Genomic DNA, 18785 nt, shown 5'->3' on the forward strand with positions numbered 1-18785 from the left:
CGACCACACAGATCCCGACCACGTCGCTGTTGGCCCCCAGCTCGGCCCGGGTTTCCGCGAACGACGCCGCAGAACCGCGGTAGGGCTCAAGCGATTCCGCCCGGCGTGCCCACAATGTCGTGGGCACCCCGCAGGCTATGAGCCGATCTGCCATTCCCTTGCCCTGGTCCCCGAGACCGATGAATCCGGCTCGGTTCTGCGGCGTCGTTCGCGGAAACCCGGGCCGAGCTGGGGGCCAACAGCGACGTGGTCGGGATCTGTGTGGTCGACGATGCTGGGGTCCAAGACGTCGTCCTGGGCGAATCCGGGGTGCTCGCCGGCATGTCACCCGGGTCCGTGCTGGCCATCCATTCGACAATCAGCCTGGAGGTGTGTCACCAGATTGCGCGGATCGCGGCGGAACGGGGTGTCGGTGTGATCGACGCTCCGGTCAGCGGCGGCGGCTTCGCGGCTGCCGAGGGCAAGCTCACCGTCCTCGTCGGCGGCGAGGACGAAAACTACGAAAAATGCCGCGCGGAGCTCGAAACTTTCGGGGGCAACGTAATTCACCTCGGGCCGCTCGGCAGCGGGTTGATCGCCAAACTCGTCAACAACACTCTGCACGCCGCCCACTACGCCCTGGCGCGCGACGCGATGGTTGCCGGCACTCGGTTGGGCCTGGACGAGCACGCTCTGGGCCGCGCTTTGTCGGTCAGCAGCGGCAACAGCTTTTCGCTGAACACCGCCGTCGCTGTCGGTGGCTTCGGGGTGTTGGCTCCAATGGTCGGACCCCTGCTCCGTAAAGACATCGGAATCTTCGACCGGCTGACCGGCGAACGCGATGCCCCCACCGGCTCGCTGATCGCAGTCGCCGACGAAGCGCTGCAACTTTTCGGATATCCGCGTGAGCCGACCGAAACAGCTCTCTGACCGGTCACCAACGTGTTTCTGGCGCAGCCCGATTCGGCAAGTTGGCGTTGCGCCCGCCCGGAACTCCACGTGGGTCGCCAAGCAGGTTGTACATCAGGCCATCCCGGCGATCGAAACCGGCGGCTGCACGGTCGGCGGTGTTGCTGTCGTCGCATGAATGCGGCTGGGAGCCGCCGCCGATGGCGAGAACCGCTATCGCTTCTCCGATGTCGACTCGGAGGAACCGCCCTCCTGAGCGCGAGGATCAACACCGTCGCGGTCCGCACCGAAAAGAAACCTGTCGGCGATCGCATGCTCGTTGCGAATGGACATCTCCTGGGCGGTGTTGAGCCAGAGTCCCTCGAACCCGGCCGAGTGCATGCCCGCGTGGATGGCGCCGATGTTCCTCAGGTCCTGTGAGGGCAGCTCGCCCCAGCCGTCGTGGTCCTGCCACCGCTCGAAGACCTGCCACTGCGTCTCGGGCACCTCGCCGGGCGCGAAATGCTCCAGCGAGAACATCTCGAACGTGCACCGATTCGGGTCTTCGGCGTCGGGCAACATGCGGTATCCCAGCAGGCAGGACTTCTCGACCAGGATCACCATGGTCGGAAACACATGCCAGTCGCCGTTCCCCGCGAAGTATTGCTCCATCGACATCCGCGGGAAGTCAACGCCTTCGGCGCGGGCGAGTTCCTCGCACATCTGGTGATACAGAACAAACGGCGGGACGTCGCCGGGCTCCATCGCGGCCAGCTTTTGCGCGGCCCGGTAGTCTCGCTCGGTGACCAGCGACCCGACCTCGAGGTACTGGTATTTCATCGAATTCGCGAACACCTCTGGTCGCGCCGCCTGCTCCTGGCGACCCTTGTCGCGGCCGGCATGCTCGGGACGCTGCGTGTAGACGAACCGCGAGTGGTTCTTATAGGTGATGGTCGGGGTGTAGGGAGCGTAGACGTATTCTTGCGGCGCTGCGGGCTCCGCAGACGGCCGCGGGCCCTGCGCCGATCGCATCGTCTGCGGATGGGTCCCGGGCGTGTGATATCCCTCGATGAACGCGTCGACGACGGTCTTGTAGTTCGCCGGCAGGAACGTGCGCTTGCGCCAGCGGTAGCGCATGTCCTGCAACCGAAATGGCGCCAGCGCGGTCGGCAGCGGGTCCAGCCACTCGAGCAGATCCGGCGGGTCCTCGGCCATGCTCACGAATACCCAGCCACCCCACGTCCCCACCGCGACGGGACGCAGGCCCCACTGCTGGCGGGGGCGCGGTGCGAACTCGTCGCGACATGGGACGAAGGAGGACCGGCCGTCCAATTCATAACGCCAGCCATGGAATTCGCAGCGCAACTCTTTGTTGGCCGAGCAACCGCTGCCGCGGACGACCTTCATGCCGCGGTGCGCGCAGGTGTTGTGGAATGCCTTGATGCTGCCGTCCTTCTGGCGCACCACGGCGATGGACTGCCGGCCGATCGTGTACTCGTAGAAGCAGCCGGCGTCCGGTACTTCCTCTTCGCGACACGCGGGCTGCCACACCCGGGTGAACAATCGCTCCAGCTCGAGGTTCAGGAATTCCGGGTCGATGTACCGGCTTTTGGGCACGAAAGTCTCACCGCAGGCGAACTTTTGTGGCACCCGCTCGGTGGCAAGCTCGGTCATTGTCGCACTTTTCGTCGGTTCAGCTGGACGGTGGCTTGTCAAAGATGTTGGGATACAGCACCGCTTCCTTGAACGACGTCTCGATCTCGGCGAACGCGGTCGGGATGTCCCACGTCCCCGACGCCGACACGATCTCGCGTTCGACGACCGGATTGGACATCAGGCTGATCCGCCCGTTCCCGGCGAAGATCACGCGCCGGTTGAGCCAGTCGGACTGCTCACTGGCCAGATACACGACCGGCGGCACGCAATTCTTCGGTGAAAGGCGAACGTTGGAGTCCGAGTAGTCCATGCTGCCGCCGCCCTTGATGCCCTGCGTCATCCGGGTGCCCGCGATCGGCGCGATGGCGTTGCAGCGCACCCCGTAGTTGCGCAGCGCGTTGGCGCACGAGAAGGTCAGGCCGACGATGCCCATCTTGGCCGCGGCGTAGTTCGGCTGGCTCGGCGCGCCCTGCAAGCCCGACATGGATGTGAAGGTGATCAGCCGGTACTGCCCGCCGCGGTTCTCCCGCCACCAGGCCGCCGCGTGGCGCGTGACGTTGAACGTCCCTTTGAGGTGCACCGACACCACCGCGTCCCAGTCCTGCTCGCTCATCTTGAAGACCATGCCGTCCCGAAGGATCCCCGCGGCGTTCACCACGACGTCCAAGCCGCCGAGCGTCTCGGCGGCGCGGCCGATGAGATCCGCGCATGCGGCGAAGTCGGTGATGTCGGTGGTATCGGCGAATGCCTTGCCGCCACGGCTCGTTATCGCCGCCGCGACGCTTTCGGCCGGACTGGAGTCGTGTCCGGTCCCGTCGACGCCGACGCCCGCATCGGAGACCAGGACCGTCGCGCCCTCGGCGGCCAAGCCCTCGGCCACCGCCGCGCCGATTCCCCGCCCGGCCCCCGTCACCAACGCGGTCCGTCCGTCCAACACACCCATCGTCATCCAACTCCTCGTGGCCTCGCGTCAAAGACGAGCATACAGAACATGCAGACAATATCTGTATAGCTGTTCAGCTATCGCCTACTCGAACCCCCACTCGGCATAGCGGCGCTCCAACTCGGCCATCGCCTCCCGGCCGCCGCGGGTACTGCGTTCTTTCATGAAGTTGAACTCGTCGTCGCGCCACACGAGGTTGCTGAACACCGTCTGGCCCATCGGAACCCAGTCCCCGAACTGCGCCATCCCGACGGCGTGCCAAAACGCGATCAGAGCGTGCTTTCCCACCATCAGGCCGTCGGCCGAGTGGTGAGCGATCGCGCGGGCATAGCGCAACGCTTCGTCGCGGAGCCGCTCGGCGGGCACCACCGAGGCGGCTACCCCCCACTCGCGTAGTTCGTGCGCGGTCACCTTGCGGCCGGTGATCATCGCCTCGTAGCCGCGGTTGGGCCCCATCTTCAGCAGCGCGAGCGGCATGGCCGTGGAGAACCCGGCGAACCCGATGCGCGCCTGAGGGCGGGCAACGTACATGTCATCCGAGACGACCAGAATGTCTGCGGCCAGGGCCAGATTCATCCCGGCGCCCAGCGTGGCGCCCTGGCAGCCGGCGATCACCGTCTTCGGGAACTCCAGCCAATTGGTGAGGTGCCGGTGCAGCCGTCGGGCGTTGCCCAGGCGCGCGGTCTGCGGCAGTCGCTCGCCCTTGCGCAGTCCCGCTTCTTCCACCGGGAGCCGGCGCACGTCGTCGCCGCTACAGAAGTCCTTGCCCTCGGCCAGCAACACGACGACCTTGACCTGGTCATCGTCCTCGGCGCGGTCCAGCCGCTCCTTGAAGAGTCGATGCATTCCGGGAGACAGGATGGCGTTGCGCCGTCCGGGCCGGTTGATGGTGATCTGCGCGATGTGCGGTTCGACAACCTCATAGCGGACCCAGTCCTCATCGACCTCGAATTCGCCTCCAGCGGCGGAGTCGGTGGCCATCAGCCCTCCTTCGCGCGTTGGCAGTACATAAGTACACTAGTCGATCAATTGTCACATCGGGTGATACGGTCGGCGAATGCCAACATTCACGGTCACCAAGCGGCTCGCGGTGGCACCGGACGCGGTTTGGGCCGTTCTCGCCGACTTCGGTAACGTCGACTGGATTCCGGGACCCAGCGATGTCAGGGTCGAGGGCGAAGGACCCGGCATGCGGCGGTTCATCGCCGCGAGCACCGAGAAGCCGGTCATCGAGACCCTGATCTGGATCAAGCCGGACGAGCGCGCGCTGTCGTATGAGATCACCAACAACCCGATGCCGGTCAGCCGCTTCGTGGCGGTCAACACCGTGTCGGAGAGCATGGACGGCGCCGGGGAATCCATCGTGGTCTGGGACATCGACTACGAGCCCATCGGTGACGACGCCGCCGCGCGCGACGCCATGGAGTCCGTTTACGGCTTGATGGCGGGCTGGGTGCAGGACTTCGCCCAAGCGAGAGGGTCCGGATAGAACACTTAGACAGAAAATGTCTATTAGTTTAGGATTGTTCGAGTGATTGATCCTCTCGATCTGGTACTGATCAGCGTCGACGACCACACCGTGGAACCACCCGACATGTTCAACGGCCGGGTGCCAAGCCGTTTCGCCGACGACGCACCGCGCATCGTCGAGGACGCCGACGGCATGTGTTTCTGGGTGTACGACGGTCTGCAGCTGCCGAACATCGGGCTCAACGCCGTTGTGGGCCGGCCCAACGACGAATGGGGATTCGAGCCGTCGCGATTCAGCGACATGAGGTCGGGGTGCTACGACGTCGACGCACGGGTGAACGACATGGACGCCTCCGGGGTCCTTGCGTCGCTGTGCTTCCCGTCGTTCCCGACCATCTCGGGCGCGCTGTTCACCTACCGCGGGGACCGCGACGTGTCCGAGGCGATGGTGCGCGCCTACAACGACTGGCACATCGAGGACTGGTGTGGCCGGCATCCCGACCGGTTCATCCCGATGGGGATCCTGCCGTTGTGGGACGCGAGACTGGCCGCGGCCGAAGTGCGGCGCCTGGCGGGGCGGGGCTGTCGCGCCGTGACGGCTCCACAACACATCGGGAGCTACGGGCAGCCGCCCTGGCAGGATCCGCACTGGGATCCGCTGTGGGAGGCGATCTGCACAGAGAACACGGTCGTGAACATCCACATCGGCACCGGCGGCGGATTGCCGGTGCCGTCGGACCTGACCACCTATCTGGCGTACAACTCGATGCTGCCGATCGACACCCAGCGCTTCGTTGCCGACCTGTTGTTCTCACCCATTGTGAAGAAGTTCCCGTCCATCAAGTTCTCGCTGTCGGAGGGCGGCATCGGATGGATTCCGTTCCTGCTGGAGCGATTCGAGGACATCTACTCGCGACAGCGGGCCTGGACGGGAGACGATTTGGGTGACGGGCTGAGCCCCAGCGACGTGTACCGCCGCAACTTCATGTCGTGCTTCATCCGCGACCGGGTCGGCATCGAGATGCGGGGGCGCATCGGAGTGGACACCATCTGCTGGGAGATGGACTACCCGCACTCGGACAGCAGCTGGCCGGACGCGCCCGAGCAGCTCGCCGCCCAGTTGGAGGGCTGCACACCCGACGAGGTCGAGGCGATCACCTGGCGTAATGCGGCCCGCGCCTTCGGCTACGGCGGAGTCGAGCGACGGGGCAGGGAACACTGCACCGTCGCGGCGCTGCGGGAAAGAATTGCCGGCCTGGATCTGTCGGCGCCGAAGGTGGACGCCGGCCGCGCGCCCAGGGCGGGCGCTACCGCGATCACGTACGGCGACATGAAGGTACGGATGGCGTCGATCCTTCGCGGTGGGGCGTGACCGAACCGGATTACGGGGTCGTCCTCACCGGGGCCGATCGGCGGTTCCGCGACGAGGTGCGCGGGTTTCTTGCAACGGCATTGACCTCGGACGTTCGCGTCCAGGGCCGCGACGAGATGGATCGATTGAACCGAATGCGCCTGTGGCAGAGGCGTCTTCACGACGCGAACTTGGCGGCGATCTCATGGCCGTCCGAATTCGGTGGTCGCGCGGCCACTCCGGTGCAGCAGCTCATCTTCAACGCCGAGATGGCCGCCGCGCACGCTCCAGAGCCCATCAACCGCAGCGCCGTCAATCAGCTCGGCCCCACGATCATTCAGTGGGGTACCGACGAGCAACGCCAACGCTATCTGCCGAAAATCCTTTCGGGCGAAGAGGTGTGGTGTCAGGGATTCAGCGAACCCGACGCGGGCAGTGATCTCGCCGCCCTGAAGACCAGGGCCGAGATCCACGGCGAAGAGCTGGTCATCACCGGGCAGAAGGTGTGGACATCCAAGGCGCAATACGCCGACTGGATCTACATCCTGGCACGTACGGATCCCACGGCGGACAAGCACCAAGGAATCAGCTACATCCTCATACCCCTACGCACCAGCGGGATCGAGGTGCGCCCGATCCGCCAGATCACCGGGCAGGCCGAGTTCAACGAGGTGTTCTTCGATTCGGTGCGGGTGCCGCTCGCCAACGTGCTCGGCCCACTGAACGGCGGTTGGCGGGTGGCCAAATCCACGCTGGGCTACGAGCGCGTCGGACAGAGCCGCACCCATCGGATCGAACGGCGGCTGGCGATTCTGATCAAGATGGCGCAGGAGCAAGGAGCGCTGGGGCACGAGGGCTGCGGCGACGGCTACGTGGCCGATCGGATCGTCGGTTTCGCCGCGCGGGTGGAGGCGCTGCGTCAGATCTCGGCCCAGGCGACGGCCGCCGGCGTCCGCGGTGTCAGTCCCGGACCCGAGGCGTCGTTGGCCAAGCTGTTGACATCGGAAGTCGATCAGGAGATGGCCAATTTCGGGCTGGAACTCACCGGGCCGGGTGGCACCCTGGAGCGCGGCTCGGCGGGGGCGACGAACAACGGGAACGTCGCACGGAGCTACCTGCTGATGCGGGCCGCGACCTTCGGTGCGGGCACATCTGAGGTCCAGCGCAACGTGATCGCCGAGAAGCTGCTGGGACTGCCGCGTGACCCCTGATGGCCCGTCGTCGCTGAGCGAACTCGCACGCAGCGCGGCCGAACTCGGGCAGTTGCGGGCGTCGGCCGATGACGCCCTCCGAAAAGTGTGGTCTGCCAGCTCTTTTCGGGGACTGCTCGATGGCCCCGGCCCGGTGTTCGACCCGAAGCTCTGGCAGACGATCGTCGAGGCCGGCTGGGCCGACGTCTTGGTTAGCGAGGCCGCCGGGGGCGGAGGGGGCGGGCTCCGTGATCTGTGCGTGCTGGCCGAGGCCGCCAGCGCGGCGTCGGCCCCTGTACCGCTTGCGATGGTGGCTGCCACGGGATGGTGCGAGAACCGCTGCGCCGACGGGATTCCCCTGCTGCTGCCCGAGCGCGGAGAGCGCACCGCGGCGGGCGTCTCCGGAGTGTGGCCGCTCGTGCCGTTCGGTGCGGTCGCAACCAAGTTGTTGGTCTGCGCGGGCGACGGAGACTCCGCCGTGCTCGGGGTTGTCGAACCGGCGGAGGCGGGCGTGGTGCGCGAGCCGGTGACGCCCCTGGATCACAATCCCGGCGCACGAATCACGCTGAGCGATGCGCCGATTCAGGTCCTCGAGACTGGGCCGGGTGCGGTCCGCCGCCACGGTGAAGCCGCGCTGCGCGGCCTGATCGGCCGGGTGGCCGAGTTGGTTGGCATTGCGGCGGCCGCCAACGAGGCCGCAACCGAGTACGCGAAGCTGCGCGTCGCGTTCGGCCGCCCGATCGGCGCCTTCCAGGCGATCAAGCACCGCCTGGTCGATCAGCGGTGCGCGATCGAGATCGGGCGGGCGCTCGTCAATCGTGCCGCCGACGCCTGCCAACACGGGCATCCTGAGGCCCCCGCACTGGGCTCCCTCGCCGCCTACTGGGGCGTCGACGCGCTGCGTACCGTGCCCGAGGGCGCCACCCAGGTGTTCGGCGGCATCGCGTACACGTGGGAGCACGATGCCCACGTTCATCTCCGCCGGGCGGCCAGCGCCGCGGGAAATCTCGGTCAGCGCGCGCACCACCGCGACATCGTCACGCGCTGGCTTACGGGGCGCTATCCGGTGGAGCAGCCGGGAGGTGGCGGGTGAACTCGTTCCTCTCGGGTGTCAAAGTCCTTCAGGTCGGCGACGGGATCGCCGCTGCGGCGGCCACGTCGCTGCTGGCGAACCTCGGCGCCGAGGTGAGTAAGCTCGGCGGCGGTTTCTCGCCGCCCCGGGTAGGGCCGATGATCGCGGTTGGCGCCGCGACGGTGCCACTGGTTGACGTGGTTCTCGATCGTGGCAAGCGAGTCCTGCGATCACCAAGCGACACATCGGCATTGATCGACGCACACGACATCGTGATCGTCGACCACGACGCCGCGATCGACCCGCCGCAGGCCAGAAACGCCGTGGTGGTGAGCGTCAGCCCATTCGGCCTGACCGGACCGCGCTCCGTCGAGCGGGGTGGTGAACTGATCGCCCAGGCGGCCGGTGGCATGCTCGCTACGATCGAGGGCTCCGACGGGACGCCGGTGCCCGCCCCTGGCTATGTCGCGCTCAAGGCGGCGGGCGCGGTGACGGCGCTGGCGGCCCTGCACGGCCTCGATCGGCGCAACGCTACGAGCGCGCCGGTGAGCGTGGATGTGTCGGTGCAGGAGGCCGTCGCATTCACCGCGGCCCTTCCCGAGTGCGCCCACGTGCTGTACTCCTGCCCGGGAAGGGCGGGCAGCGGGCGCTATCTCGCCCCGTCGGGCTTGTTCGCCTGCCGCGATGGACTGGTGCGCATCACCGCCGTCGAAAATCACCAGTGGACCGGCCTGTTGGTGGCCTTGGGTCATCCCGCATGGGCCACGGGCCTGGGCGAACGAGCCGCCCGGATAGAGCACGCCGATTTGATCAACTACCACGTCGGGGCGTGGGCGGCGACGCTCCTCAAGGAAGACTGCGCAGCCCTGTTGCAGGCCAACGGCGTGCCTTCGACGCCGGTGAATACACCCGCAGAGATCCTGACGTCGCCCCAATTCGCTTCTCGCGGAGCCATTTCGGTGACTCGACTGGGCGGTACTGCCCTGTCCGTACTGGCCCCCCCATGGGCGACGCGCCCGGGCGGGCGGTTCGGACGGCACCGCACGGGCCGGCTGAACGACCTGCGAGTCGCCGAGCTGACCCACGTCCTGGCCGGGCCGATCGTCGGCGCGTTGCTCGGTGGGATGGGTGCCCGGGTGCTGCGACTGGAAGACCGCGACCGACTCGACATCTACCGGCGCACCGGACCGTTCGCCGCGGGGCGGCCCGGCGTCGAGCGCGGCGCGTATTTCGCGGTGGCCAACCACTCGAAGCGCAGCGCGCTGATCGGTCCCGGCCGGGCGACGCAGGACGTCGCCGCGGCGATCGAGGAAGCCGACGTGCTGATCGAGAATGTCGGCGCGGCACGGCTGACCCGGCTCGGCGTCGACCCCGTCGAGATCGCCGACTCGGGCCGGTTGGTGATGCGGGTCTCGGGTTTCGGGTCGACGGGTCCCATGGCCGGATACCGCGTGTACGCCAACAACGTTCAGTCCTACGGGGGTCTGGCCGGACTCACCACGGGATCCGACGGGTCGCCGGCGCGGCTCGGCACGGTCATCGCCGACCCGCTGTCTTCGGTGGTGGCGGCCACCGTGATAGCGGCTTGGGCGCTCGGGCCTGCCCGCGACTCCGGGGCGGTGATCGATCTGTCCATGGCCGAGGTGGTGGCGTCCACAGTGGCCGAATTCGTCGCCGCGGCTTCGGCCGCCGAGGGGGTGGTGTCCGACGGTGGGGCCGCCGCGCGGGGCGGCGTCTACCGTAGCGCCGATGACCGCTGGGTGGCGGTCGAACTCTCGGCTCCCACGGACTGGGCGAGCCTGACGGAATTGGCCGGGGAACCCGATCAGCTCGCCGCACTGATCGCCGGCGCGCCGGCCGGCGAGGCGGCAGCGCGCCTGACGGCCGCGGGGTTGCGCGCTGCGGTCGTGCAACGCGCGGACGACCTGGTGAACGACCCCCACCTGGCCGCGCGGGGATTCTTCCCTGAGATCGCCCACCCCGATCCGGATATCACCACCGCGCGCCTGGTCGGTCTCCCGTGGCGATTCACCGGGCAGGGCCCGATCCCGCTGGCACCGCCGCCGGCCCTGGGCGACGCGAATGCCCGTCAGGAGAGGATGACAAGTGCCGGCTGATCCACCCAGTGATGAGACTGCGACGGTGTGGGCGTCGACGTTCGTGCCGTCGAGGTCGCCGATTCCCGAGTTCGGCCAGGAGGGCTACTCCGTCGCATGGGTCGACACCCGCGACGGCCGGGTGCAACTCCTGGTATCCGGGCCACGGCCCGGGCCCGGTGCCGTTGGCCGAATCGTCGAGCGGAAGCTTGGCGAGGCTGAAGTGCTGCTCTTCGAGGCGGATCCGGCGTGACGGGCGTCCACGTCGCGGGCGTCGGGCTCACCCCGTTCGGCAAACACGGCGACACCGCACTCGCCCAGTTCGGGGTGACGGCCGCTCGGCAGGCGCTCGAGGACGCGGGTCTCGGCTATGACGCCATCGGCGAGGTCTTCTGCTCGTCGTCGATGGCACCGCCGCAGACCGGGCTGAAGGTCGCGCATGCGTTGGGACGCAGCGGGATCCCGGTGACCGCGATCGAAAGCGCCTCGGCGGGGGGCATGGTCGCCCTGCGGCATGCTGTGTGGGCGGTGGCGTCGGGCCGCTGCGGGGCGGCGTTGGCGATCGGCTATGAGAAGACGACCGCGCTCGAGCCCGGCGGGGTGGTACCGGCGGCGGTCGATTTCTGGGACCGGTTCCCGCCGCAGATCCACTACGCGATCGAGGCGAATCGCTTTCTGTACGAGGCGAACTGCGCGCCGGACGTTATCGGTGCCGTCGCGGCCAAGTCGTATAACCAGGCGCGCCTGAATCCGCTGGCGGCTCGGCGCAACGACCACGAGGTGACCGTTGAACAGGTGATGTCGTCGCGGATGATCGCCGAGCCGCTAACCAAGATGATGTGTCACGCCTCGGTCGACGGCGGCGCCGCGATCGTCGTGACGTCCGGACAACGCCCGCGGTCCGTGGCGATCAACGCCATCGAGCAGACGAGTTGGCCCCGCGACCCGGGCTGGCCGCTGGCCGGTCCGTGCGTCGGTCCGCCGTCGCAAATAACCCTGACGGCACGCCGGGCTTACGCCGCGGCGCAGGTCGCGGCGAATGACGTCGGAATCGTTTCCCTGCATGACATGTGCGCCAGCGAGGAGGTCACCGCGCTGATCGCACTCGGCCTTGTCGACGTCAAGGACGTCGCCGAACTCGTTCAGTCGGGCGGGTTGGGATCCAAAGGCAGGCTGCCGACCAACACCGACGGCGGCTGCCTTGCCCGCGGGCACGCGTTCGGTGCAACGGGACTGGCCCAGGTCGCCGAGGTGGTGAGTCAGCTTCGTGGAGAGTCGGATTCGCGGCAGGCCGCCGATCCGCGCGTCGGGCTGGCGCAGGCGATGGGGGGCGGTGGGTCCTGTGTTGTGGCTGTACTGGGTCGGTGATTCGGCCCTCAGCCGGGGTCTTCGTAAGACCGGCCGAGAAATCGTTCGACGAGGGCGCGTTCGTCGGCGGGGTCCCTCACCGGCCACCACCACAGCGCCAGGAACGCCCGGATAAGCCATTGGGCGGCAAGTGGATCTGCATTGTCGGATCCGAGCATGTCATAGGCGAGTGCGGTGACAGCAGGGGAGTTCGTGAGCCACTCGCTGCGCGGCACCGTCGGTGCGGTCTGCATGAGCTGAGCCAACGGATCAGAGCGCAGGCGCTGCAAAGCCAGGATGGTGGCCGTCACCACTCGTTCGCGGCCGGTCAGGTCGTTGATGGCCTCGCGCACGGTATCGACGATGCGGCTTGCCTGGAGGGCAACCACCGCGTCCCTGATGGCCGCCTTTCCGCCGGCGTGCCGGTAAATCGTCGCCGGTGAGCAGTGGACCGTTTCGGCGAGGCTCTCGATGGTGAACTCGTCGTATCCGACGTGCGAGATGAGGTCGGCGGCGGCCGCATATATCCGTTCGGCGGCTGCGCTGCGGCGATCCCGGCCCACCAGCCAGTCGTTCTGTGCCATACAACCCTCCCGTACAGCCAACAGAAACTTCCCTCAGGCTGAGAATTATCGGTAACAATTCTCAGGCTAACGCGCTGGTCCTCCCGCGCAAGGGGTTTGGGGTGCACGGACGGCGCGGCGGGAGGCTTATCAAACTTTCCTCGCCCTATTGACCGCGCCGGCGGTCACCTTCAGCCTGGGTCTATGGCGGTCTTGAGCGACCCGGTCGATTTCTTCGGTGCCGAGGCTTTGCAGGATCCGTATCCGATGTATGACCGGATGCGCGCGACGGCTCCGGTGCATCGCATCGCCGGTTCCGACTTCTATGCCGTGTGTGGCTGGGAAGCGTTGATCGAGGCCGTCACTCGGGTCGATGACTTTTCGTCCAATCTCACGGCAACCATGATTTTCCGCGAGGACGGCAGCATCGGGGCGTTGCCGATGATGGAGGCGGGAAGCCCCACCCACGCCCTGGCCACGGCCGATGATCCGGCGCACGCACTGCACCGCAAGATCTTGCTCCCACACCTGTCCGCGCGCCGGGTGCGGATCATCGAGGAATTCGCTGCGGAGACCGCCGAGCGCCTGTGGGAGGAGAACCTGCACCAAGGACGCATCGAATGGATGGGCGCGGTGGCGAACCGGCTCCCGATGATGGTGGTCGCAAAATTGCTGGGCCTGCCCCATGCCGATGTCGACAAACTGATCCGGCTGGGTTACGCCACCACCACCCTGCTCGACGGCGTCGTCACCGAGGCGCAGCTCGCGGAGGCCGGGGTTGCGGCGTTCGAACTGTCCGCGTACGTCATGGAACATTTCGACAAGGCGGATACCGCGGACAAATCCGGGCTGATACCGGACATGGCCGCCCGCTACGCCTCTGGCGAGGTGGACCAGGCCGTGGCGATGGGCATCATGCTCACGCTGTTCAGTGCCGCCGGCGAGTCGACCGCCTCGTTGTTGGGCAGTGCGGCATGGATTCTCGCTGACCGCCCCGAGGCCCAACAGCGGATTCGCGAAAACCCGGAATTACTGGGCAATTTCATCGAAGAAACACTGCGCTACGAGCCGCCGTTTCGTGGCCACTACCGCCATGTGTGGCGTGACACCACCCTCGGCGGGGTGGAGGTGCCGGGGAATGCGCATCTGATTCTTTTATGGGGAGCCGCCAACCGCGACCCCGAGCACTTCGAGTCGCCCAACGAATTCCTTCTCGACCGCAGCAACGGGAAGGGGCATGTGACGTTCGGCAAGGGCGTGCATTTCTGCGTCGGGGCGGCCCTGGCCCGGTTGGAGGCTCAGATCGTGTTCAAGATGCTACTGGAGCGCACCACCTGGATCGACGCGTGTGACGTCGGAGATTGGCTGCCCAGCATCCTGGTCCGGCGGCGGAAGCGTCTGGAGCTCGTCGCCCGGTAGCGGCCTACGACGCGCGCGTCAGCGGCCGAGTAACCGGGCCAGCGGCGTCAGCGGGTACACGCCGCCGGCGCGGTTGAGAACCGGCTCCAGTAAACGCATTTGCCGCATGATGCGGCGGTGGAACAGCCGAATTAGCTCGGTGTCCATGTTGTCGGGCGCCTGCAGCACGAATGCCTCCAGCGCCGCATCGCCCGCACGCCAGTCGGCGTATCGGGAGCCGAGCAGACGTTCGACGTCGTCGAGGTTTTCGGATTCACTCGCGGGACCGTGCCGGCAGACGCCGGCAACGTAGCGCGCGGTTTGCGCGGTTTGATGCCGGCGAAAGCGCTCAATCTCGGTCTCGGCGGGTAATTCTTCGATGATGGATGCCAACGCGTCGCTAAGGCCGCTCTGGCGGACATCTGTCGCCTGCGGGAGTCGGTAATCGTCGAGGGCGACGCCCTCGACCGCGGCGATGGCTTCGACTGCGTTGAGCGAGCATTGCTGAAACCACTCCTCATATTGCAGCAAGTCGCTCATTGGAAAAGGGTTGTGCAAGACCATCACCAACGAGAGAGGCGTGGTGAGCGAGAACTGCGCGGTGTGGAACTCGACCACCGGCAGGTCCAGTTCCACGCCGGAAACCTCCTCATAGCGCCGGAACGCGCGCTCGAGGTCGCCGAAGGGCTCGGAGATGTCGCGCAGGCGCAGTCCTGCGAGGTCATGGGCGGTGTCGCCGAGGTAGGCCAGTTCGACGTCGAGCAGTCCGGTCACACGACCGTCGGCGAACATGAACTGTCCGGGATCGCCGAGGACGAAGCGGGGGTCGAACCGGTGCGCGGGAACGTGGCGGCGGATCCAGCCGATGCCGAATTCCAGAAACGGCTCCGGGCGCTTTTTGGTAGACCGATACCTCGCGACGGACGCTTCGAAGCTCGACAACGCGTGCTGCTGAGGGCTTTCGGGCAACTTGAGCCCGGCGGTGGAGAACTCACCCGGATCCAGCCGATGGATACGCGCAAGGATTTCCATGTATTCGTCGATGACCGAGTTGCGTTCTGCTGCACTCGGTGAGGTTGACAGATTGGTGGCGCCGGGTAGGCGATCCATCACGATGGCCGGTGGTGCGTCAATCCGACCGTGAATGTGTGGGACTGGAATCCCTTGCTTCTCCAGGGCTTCAAGGACGTCCGCTTCTCGATGGGTGGACAACGAGAACTCCATGCCCTCGCGGTTGCCCCGCACATACAGCGGCATGATCGTGCCGTCGCGTTCGACGTCGGCGAACCAGGCCGGACGCCAACGTGGTTGGCGCTCGAAGGCCCGCACGGGCCCCAGGTGACTCTCGAGCCAGCTTCGAACCGCCTCATCGTGTGTCATGTCATCGGGGAGGTCAGAAGCCCATTTTCAGCGCGGCACCGGCGTCGATGAACATCTGCAGCCCGGTGACGTATCGCGATTCGTCAGAGGCGAGGTAGACCACGGCGTGCGAGATGTCCTCGGGCTGCACCCAGGGCACCGGCATCGCCTGGAGCATCGGGTAGATCACGAAGGCATCGTCGTGTGTCGGAGCCTCCAGGTCGGGCCGGAACGTCTTGTACATCATCGGGTTGTTCATCATCGCGGTGTTCACGTTCGTCGGGTGCACGGCGTTGACGCGTATCTCGCGCGCCGCCAGCGTCATCGCCATCGATTTGACCCAGTCGCGGACGAACTTCTTGGCCAGACCGTAGCCGAGCCCGCCGGGGCCCGAGTTGCCGCCACCGTTGAACATGTCGTGTTGGGAGACCAGTCCGGCGATCGAGCCGGTGGCGATGATCGACGCACCGGTGTCCAGATGGTCGAACGCGGCGTTGACGGTGTTGACAACGCCGAGAAAGTTCACGTCGAGCACGTCGCGGAACGCCGGATACCCTTTGTGCTCTCCGTGCGGGCAGATGCCGGCGTTGGCGACGACGACGTGCAGCCCGCCCAGTTGGGCAACGCCGTCGTCGATCGCCTTCTTCAGGGCCGCCCGATCCCGCACATCGGCCACCGCGGTGACCACCCGCCGGCCGGCCTTCTCCACCAGCTTCGCCGTCTCGTCGAGGTCGCTCTTGCGTGCCATCGGGTAGTCGTTGGTCGCGATGTCGTAGCAGATGTCAACGGCGATGATGTCGGCACCCTCGTCGGCGAGATGGACTGCGTGACTACGTCCTTGGCCGCGCGCGGCACCCGTGACGACCGCAACTTTGCCGCTGACTCGATTCATCTGCTTACTCCGTTGGTTGGATCTTAAGAGGGCTGTCGATCACGCGATGGTTCCGCTGTCCTTGAGGGCGATGATGTCGTCCCAGTCCTTGCCCAGTTCGAGCAATAGCGCCTCGGTATGTTCGGCGAACTCCGGTGTCGGGCCGAGAGTAAACGGTGTCTGATCGAAAAGCACGGGGCTAGAGACCAACTCGAGGGCACCGCCGCTGCCTTGGATGGGCGCGATGACACCGTTTGCCCTCACCTGCTCGTCAGCCACAACATCCATCGTGTTCTGTACGGGCGCCCACTGCCCTTCGAAGCCGGCCAGCGCTTTGCGCCAGTGCTCGAGGGTTTTGCTTCCGAGCACCTCGCGCAGGATCGCAGTTGCCTGCGCCGCGTTGCGGGTTAGCAGCTCATGGCTGGAAAAGCGTTCGTCGGTGGCAAGCTCGGGGAGTCCGACCCGTGCACAGAAGTCCGCCCAATAGCGGAAACCTTGCATCATCGACAATCCCATGTACCGCCCGTCGCCGGTGCGGTAGAAGCCCACCAGCGGATTGTGCGGGGCGACGTTGGCGCCGGCGGGGTTTGCCTGCCACGGCTCTCCGGAGATCAGCGCGGCGTTGACTGCCACCCCCATCGCCCACACCCCCACTCCGAGGAGCGACACATCCACCACCTTGGCCTCACCGGTCCGATCACGAGCGAACAGCGCCGCCGCGATTCCGCCGGCAATTGTCATGCCGCCCAGAGAATCTCCGTACGCCGGGCCGGGTTGTGCGACGACGCCGCCCATATCGGGCGGGGTGACGCTTGCCCCGCTACCGCCTCGGCTCCAGAAGCCGGTCATGTCGTAGCCACCGATGCCGGCCTCGTCGCCGAGCGTTCCGTATGCGCTCCCCCGCACATAGACGATGTCGGGATTCGCCGTCCGCAAGTCATCGACGTCGATCCGCAGTTTGGCACGGGCGTCGGGCAAGAAGTTGGTCAGGAAAACGTCGCTTGTGCGCGCAAGGTCCATCAGCAATTCATGGCCGGCCGGTGTCGAGATATCCAGGGCGATAGATCGTTTGCCGCGGTTCGCGTGCTCCATGACGGGGTTGCGGTCGCCGGCGATCTGCACGTTGCCGAGCTGACGTAGGCCCCGCTGGGCATCGCCGGTGCGCGGATGTTCGATTTTGAGCACGTCGGCGCCCCAGTCCGCCAGCACCGCACCGGCGGCCGGAACGAATGTCCACTGGGCAACCTCGAGGACGCGTACGCCTGCCATGGGTCCGCTCATGGGCACGCCCCTCAGCGGTAGTCGAGCACAACAGGCAGGTGGTCGTGCGTGTGCACCAGCGTCGACACGCGGGGCACTCGGTCGCCGACCACGTGAATCCCCTTGGCGCGCCGCGCCACTTCTTCTAGCAGCAGACGAGCTTCGCGTCGAGCCAGGGCGGCGCCCATGCAGAAGTGCTCGCCGACCCCGAAGCCGAGGTGATTGGCGGCGTCCTGGCGGTGGATGTCGAACTGTTCGGCGGTCGGGCCCCAGTGTTCCTGATCGCGGTTCGCGGACGCATAGGCGAGCAGCACCCCGTCGCCTTCCTTGACCTCCGCACCGCGCAGACGGACGCCGCGAGCCGCCTGCCGGGCCATGCTCATCACCGGCGTCCAGTAACGCAGCACCTCCTCGACGGCGTTGCCGCTCAGGCCAGGATCGGCGAACAACACCGCCGATTGGTCGGGATGCGTGTCGAGGCAATCGGCGATTCCCGCGATCAGGCTCTGCGTGGTCTCACTGCCGGCGGCGAGCAAGGTGAGCGCGTAGATCATCACCTGCATGTCGTCGAACGGCACCCCGTCAACGGTCACCTGGGAGAGCATCGTGAGTAGATCGTCCTGAGGATGCTCCTTGCGTTCGGCGACGAGGCCCATCAGATAGGGCCCGATGTGTTCGAAGATGAACGCGTAGTCCTCGTCGCTCGCGGCCCCACCACCGACGTTGGCGATGGTGGTCGCCCAGCCCGCGACCTTCGGCCAGTCTTCCTCGGGCACTCCCAGCAGGTAGGCGAACACATACACGGGGATGGGCTCGGCGACCCGTTGAATCCAGTCGAATTCACCGTTCGGCAGTGCGTCGAGCACATCGTTGACGACCTGGCGTACCCGGGCCTCCATCTTGGCGACCGCGGCCGGCGTGAACCGCACGCCGACAGCCTTGCGGTGCACTCGGTGCACCGGCGGATCCATGAACATGATGCCGCGGTTGCCATATCCCTGAGGGTCGCGGCCCTCCCGGTGCGCGATCAGATCCATCATGATCCCAATGCGCTCCGACTTGAACTTCTCGGGTCGAGCCGAGATACCCTTGATGTCTTCGTACTTGGTGACGACCCAGAACTGGCCCTCCTCGTACCAATGCACGGGATCGTGTTCGCGCAACTGCGCGAATGTGGCGTTCGGGTCGCCGAGGTAGAACGCCGGCTCGTCGAAGCGGGCCGCTGTGATCGTCACCATAAGACTGAACAATAGAACATCAACTGTTAATCTGCGAGTAGCCGTCCCGCCGGCCTGGCTGCGGCGCGGCGTTGGCAGAAGAACAAAATCTGTTTTATTGTTGC

The 18785-nt window shown here is 66.5% G+C and carries 18 protein-coding genes; 9 read left to right on the forward strand and 9 right to left on the reverse strand.

The window, feature by feature from the left end; translation table 11 throughout:
- The coding region (locus A5709_RS27635; RefSeq protein ID WP_255396009.1) for an NAD(P)-binding domain-containing protein at positions 1–181 on the reverse strand (181 nt) is incomplete at its 3' end.
- A gap of 2 nt (positions 182–183) precedes the next feature.
- Here A5709_RS27635 and A5709_RS18160 point away from each other — a divergent pair.
- Positions 184–909, forward strand: coding sequence for an NAD(P)-dependent oxidoreductase (locus tag A5709_RS18160; RefSeq protein ID WP_255398218.1), 726 nt, complete (start codon positions 184–186; stop codon positions 907–909).
- 192 nt (positions 910–1101) lie between these two features.
- On the opposite strand, the gene A5709_RS18165 is transcribed toward A5709_RS18160, so the two are convergent.
- The 3 genes from A5709_RS18165 to A5709_RS18175 form a co-directional block, all read right to left on the reverse strand.
- The gene (locus A5709_RS18165; protein WP_068012213.1) at positions 1102–2541 is read right to left on the reverse strand and encodes an aromatic ring-hydroxylating dioxygenase subunit alpha; all 1440 of its coding nucleotides are present in this window, start codon (positions 2539–2541) and stop codon (positions 1102–1104) included.
- 19 nt (positions 2542–2560) lie between these two features.
- Positions 2561–3472: an SDR family NAD(P)-dependent oxidoreductase gene (locus A5709_RS18170; RefSeq protein ID WP_231972159.1), complete on the reverse strand. Its 912-nt coding sequence runs from the start codon at positions 3470–3472 to the stop codon at positions 2561–2563.
- Between the two features lie 78 nt (positions 3473–3550).
- Positions 3551–4447 (reverse strand): enoyl-CoA hydratase/isomerase family protein, encoded by an 897-nt coding sequence (locus A5709_RS18175; protein ID WP_068121328.1) that lies wholly within the window; start codon positions 4445–4447, stop codon positions 3551–3553.
- A gap of 76 nt (positions 4448–4523) precedes the next feature.
- On the opposite strand from A5709_RS18175, the gene A5709_RS18180 reads away from it, so the two are divergent.
- From A5709_RS18180 to A5709_RS18210, 7 genes are read left to right on the forward strand one after another with little or no spacing between them, the layout of a single operon-like run.
- A complete protein-coding gene (locus A5709_RS18180) occupies positions 4524–4955 on the forward strand; it encodes an SRPBCC family protein (protein WP_068121331.1) in 432 nt (143 codons plus the stop codon).
- A gap of 42 nt (positions 4956–4997) precedes the next feature.
- The gene (locus tag A5709_RS18185; protein WP_082953557.1) at positions 4998–6308 is read left to right on the forward strand and encodes an amidohydrolase family protein; all 1311 of its coding nucleotides are present in this window, start codon (positions 4998–5000) and stop codon (positions 6306–6308) included.
- A complete protein-coding gene (locus A5709_RS18190; protein WP_068121334.1) occupies positions 6305–7498 on the forward strand; it encodes an acyl-CoA dehydrogenase family protein in 1194 nt (397 codons plus the stop codon). Before A5709_RS18185 ends, A5709_RS18190 begins: the two co-directional genes overlap by 4 nt.
- A complete protein-coding gene (locus tag A5709_RS18195) occupies positions 7488–8570 on the forward strand; it encodes an acyl-CoA dehydrogenase family protein (RefSeq protein ID WP_068121337.1) in 1083 nt (360 codons plus the stop codon). The genes A5709_RS18190 and A5709_RS18195 overlap by 11 nt, the downstream gene beginning before the upstream one ends.
- The gene (locus A5709_RS18200) at positions 8567–10666 is read left to right on the forward strand and encodes a CoA transferase (protein WP_068121340.1); all 2100 of its coding nucleotides are present in this window, start codon (positions 8567–8569) and stop codon (positions 10664–10666) included. The genes A5709_RS18195 and A5709_RS18200 overlap by 4 nt, the downstream gene beginning before the upstream one ends.
- Positions 10656–10898 carry a hypothetical protein gene (locus A5709_RS18205; RefSeq protein WP_067889335.1) on the forward strand — a complete coding sequence of 81 codons (243 nt, stop codon included), beginning with the start codon at positions 10656–10658 and terminating at the stop codon, positions 10896–10898. The genes A5709_RS18200 and A5709_RS18205 overlap by 11 nt, the downstream gene beginning before the upstream one ends.
- Positions 10895–12013: a thiolase family protein gene (locus tag A5709_RS18210; protein ID WP_068121343.1), complete on the forward strand. Its 1119-nt coding sequence runs from the start codon at positions 10895–10897 to the stop codon at positions 12011–12013. The genes A5709_RS18205 and A5709_RS18210 overlap by 4 nt, the downstream gene beginning before the upstream one ends.
- An 8-nt stretch (positions 12014–12021) precedes the next feature.
- Here A5709_RS18210 and A5709_RS18215 read toward each other — a convergent pair whose 3' ends face one another.
- A complete protein-coding gene (locus A5709_RS18215; RefSeq protein WP_068121345.1) occupies positions 12022–12576 on the reverse strand; it encodes a TetR/AcrR family transcriptional regulator in 555 nt (184 codons plus the stop codon).
- A gap of 183 nt (positions 12577–12759) precedes the next feature.
- Between A5709_RS18215 and A5709_RS18220 the strand changes: the two genes are divergently transcribed.
- Positions 12760–13974: a cytochrome P450 gene (locus tag A5709_RS18220; RefSeq protein WP_068121348.1), complete on the forward strand. Its 1215-nt coding sequence runs from the start codon at positions 12760–12762 to the stop codon at positions 13972–13974.
- 18 nt (positions 13975–13992) lie between these two features.
- Here the strand turns inward: A5709_RS18220 and A5709_RS18225 are convergent, their stop codons facing one another.
- The 4 genes from A5709_RS18225 to A5709_RS18240 all read right to left on the reverse strand — a co-directional run bounded on the left by A5709_RS18225 (position 13993) and on the right by A5709_RS18240 (position 18678).
- Positions 13993–15282 (reverse strand): phosphotransferase family protein, encoded by a 1290-nt coding sequence (locus A5709_RS18225; RefSeq protein ID WP_231987000.1) that lies wholly within the window; start codon positions 15280–15282, stop codon positions 13993–13995.
- Positions 15283–15346: 64 nt separating this feature from the next.
- Positions 15347–16204, reverse strand: coding sequence for a mycofactocin-coupled SDR family oxidoreductase (locus tag A5709_RS18230; protein ID WP_068121353.1), 858 nt, complete (start codon positions 16202–16204; stop codon positions 15347–15349).
- A gap of 39 nt (positions 16205–16243) precedes the next feature.
- Entirely contained in the window at positions 16244–17464 is a 1221-nt protein-coding gene (locus A5709_RS18235) for a CaiB/BaiF CoA-transferase family protein (protein WP_068121354.1), read from the reverse strand.
- Positions 17465–17475: 11 nt separating this feature from the next.
- Positions 17476–18678 carry a cytochrome P450 gene (locus A5709_RS18240; RefSeq protein ID WP_231987001.1) on the reverse strand — a complete coding sequence of 401 codons (1203 nt, stop codon included), beginning with the start codon at positions 18676–18678 and terminating at the stop codon, positions 17476–17478.
- Between the last annotated feature and the right edge of the window lie 107 nt (positions 18679–18785).

The organism is Mycobacterium sp. E1386 (assembly GCF_001672745.1).
In the GTDB taxonomy this organism is placed as follows: domain Bacteria; phylum Actinomycetota; class Actinomycetes; order Mycobacteriales; family Mycobacteriaceae; genus Mycobacterium.

Coding starts and splice junctions, on each gene's coding strand:
- A5709_RS18165 (WP_068012213.1), bottom strand. CDS start 2,541: ATGACCGAGCTTGCCACCGAGCGGGTGCCACAAAAGTTCGCCTGCGGT.
- A5709_RS18170 (WP_231972159.1), bottom strand. CDS start 3,472: ATGACGATGGGTGTGTTGGACGGACGGACCGCGTTGGTGACGGGGGCC.
- A5709_RS18175 (WP_068121328.1), bottom strand. CDS start 4,447: ATGGCCACCGACTCCGCCGCTGGAGGCGAATTCGAGGTCGATGAGGAC.
- A5709_RS18180 (WP_068121331.1), top strand. CDS start 4,524: ATGCCAACATTCACGGTCACCAAGCGGCTCGCGGTGGCACCGGACGCG.
- A5709_RS18215 (WP_068121345.1), bottom strand. CDS start 12,576: ATGGCACAGAACGACTGGCTGGTGGGCCGGGATCGCCGCAGCGCAGCC.
- A5709_RS18220 (WP_068121348.1), top strand. CDS start 12,760: ATGGCGGTCTTGAGCGACCCGGTCGATTTCTTCGGTGCCGAGGCTTTG.
- A5709_RS18230 (WP_068121353.1), bottom strand. CDS start 16,204: ATGAATCGAGTCAGCGGCAAAGTTGCGGTCGTCACGGGTGCCGCGCGC.
- A5709_RS18235 (WP_068121354.1), bottom strand. CDS start 17,464: ATGAGCGGACCCATGGCAGGCGTACGCGTCCTCGAGGTTGCCCAGTGG.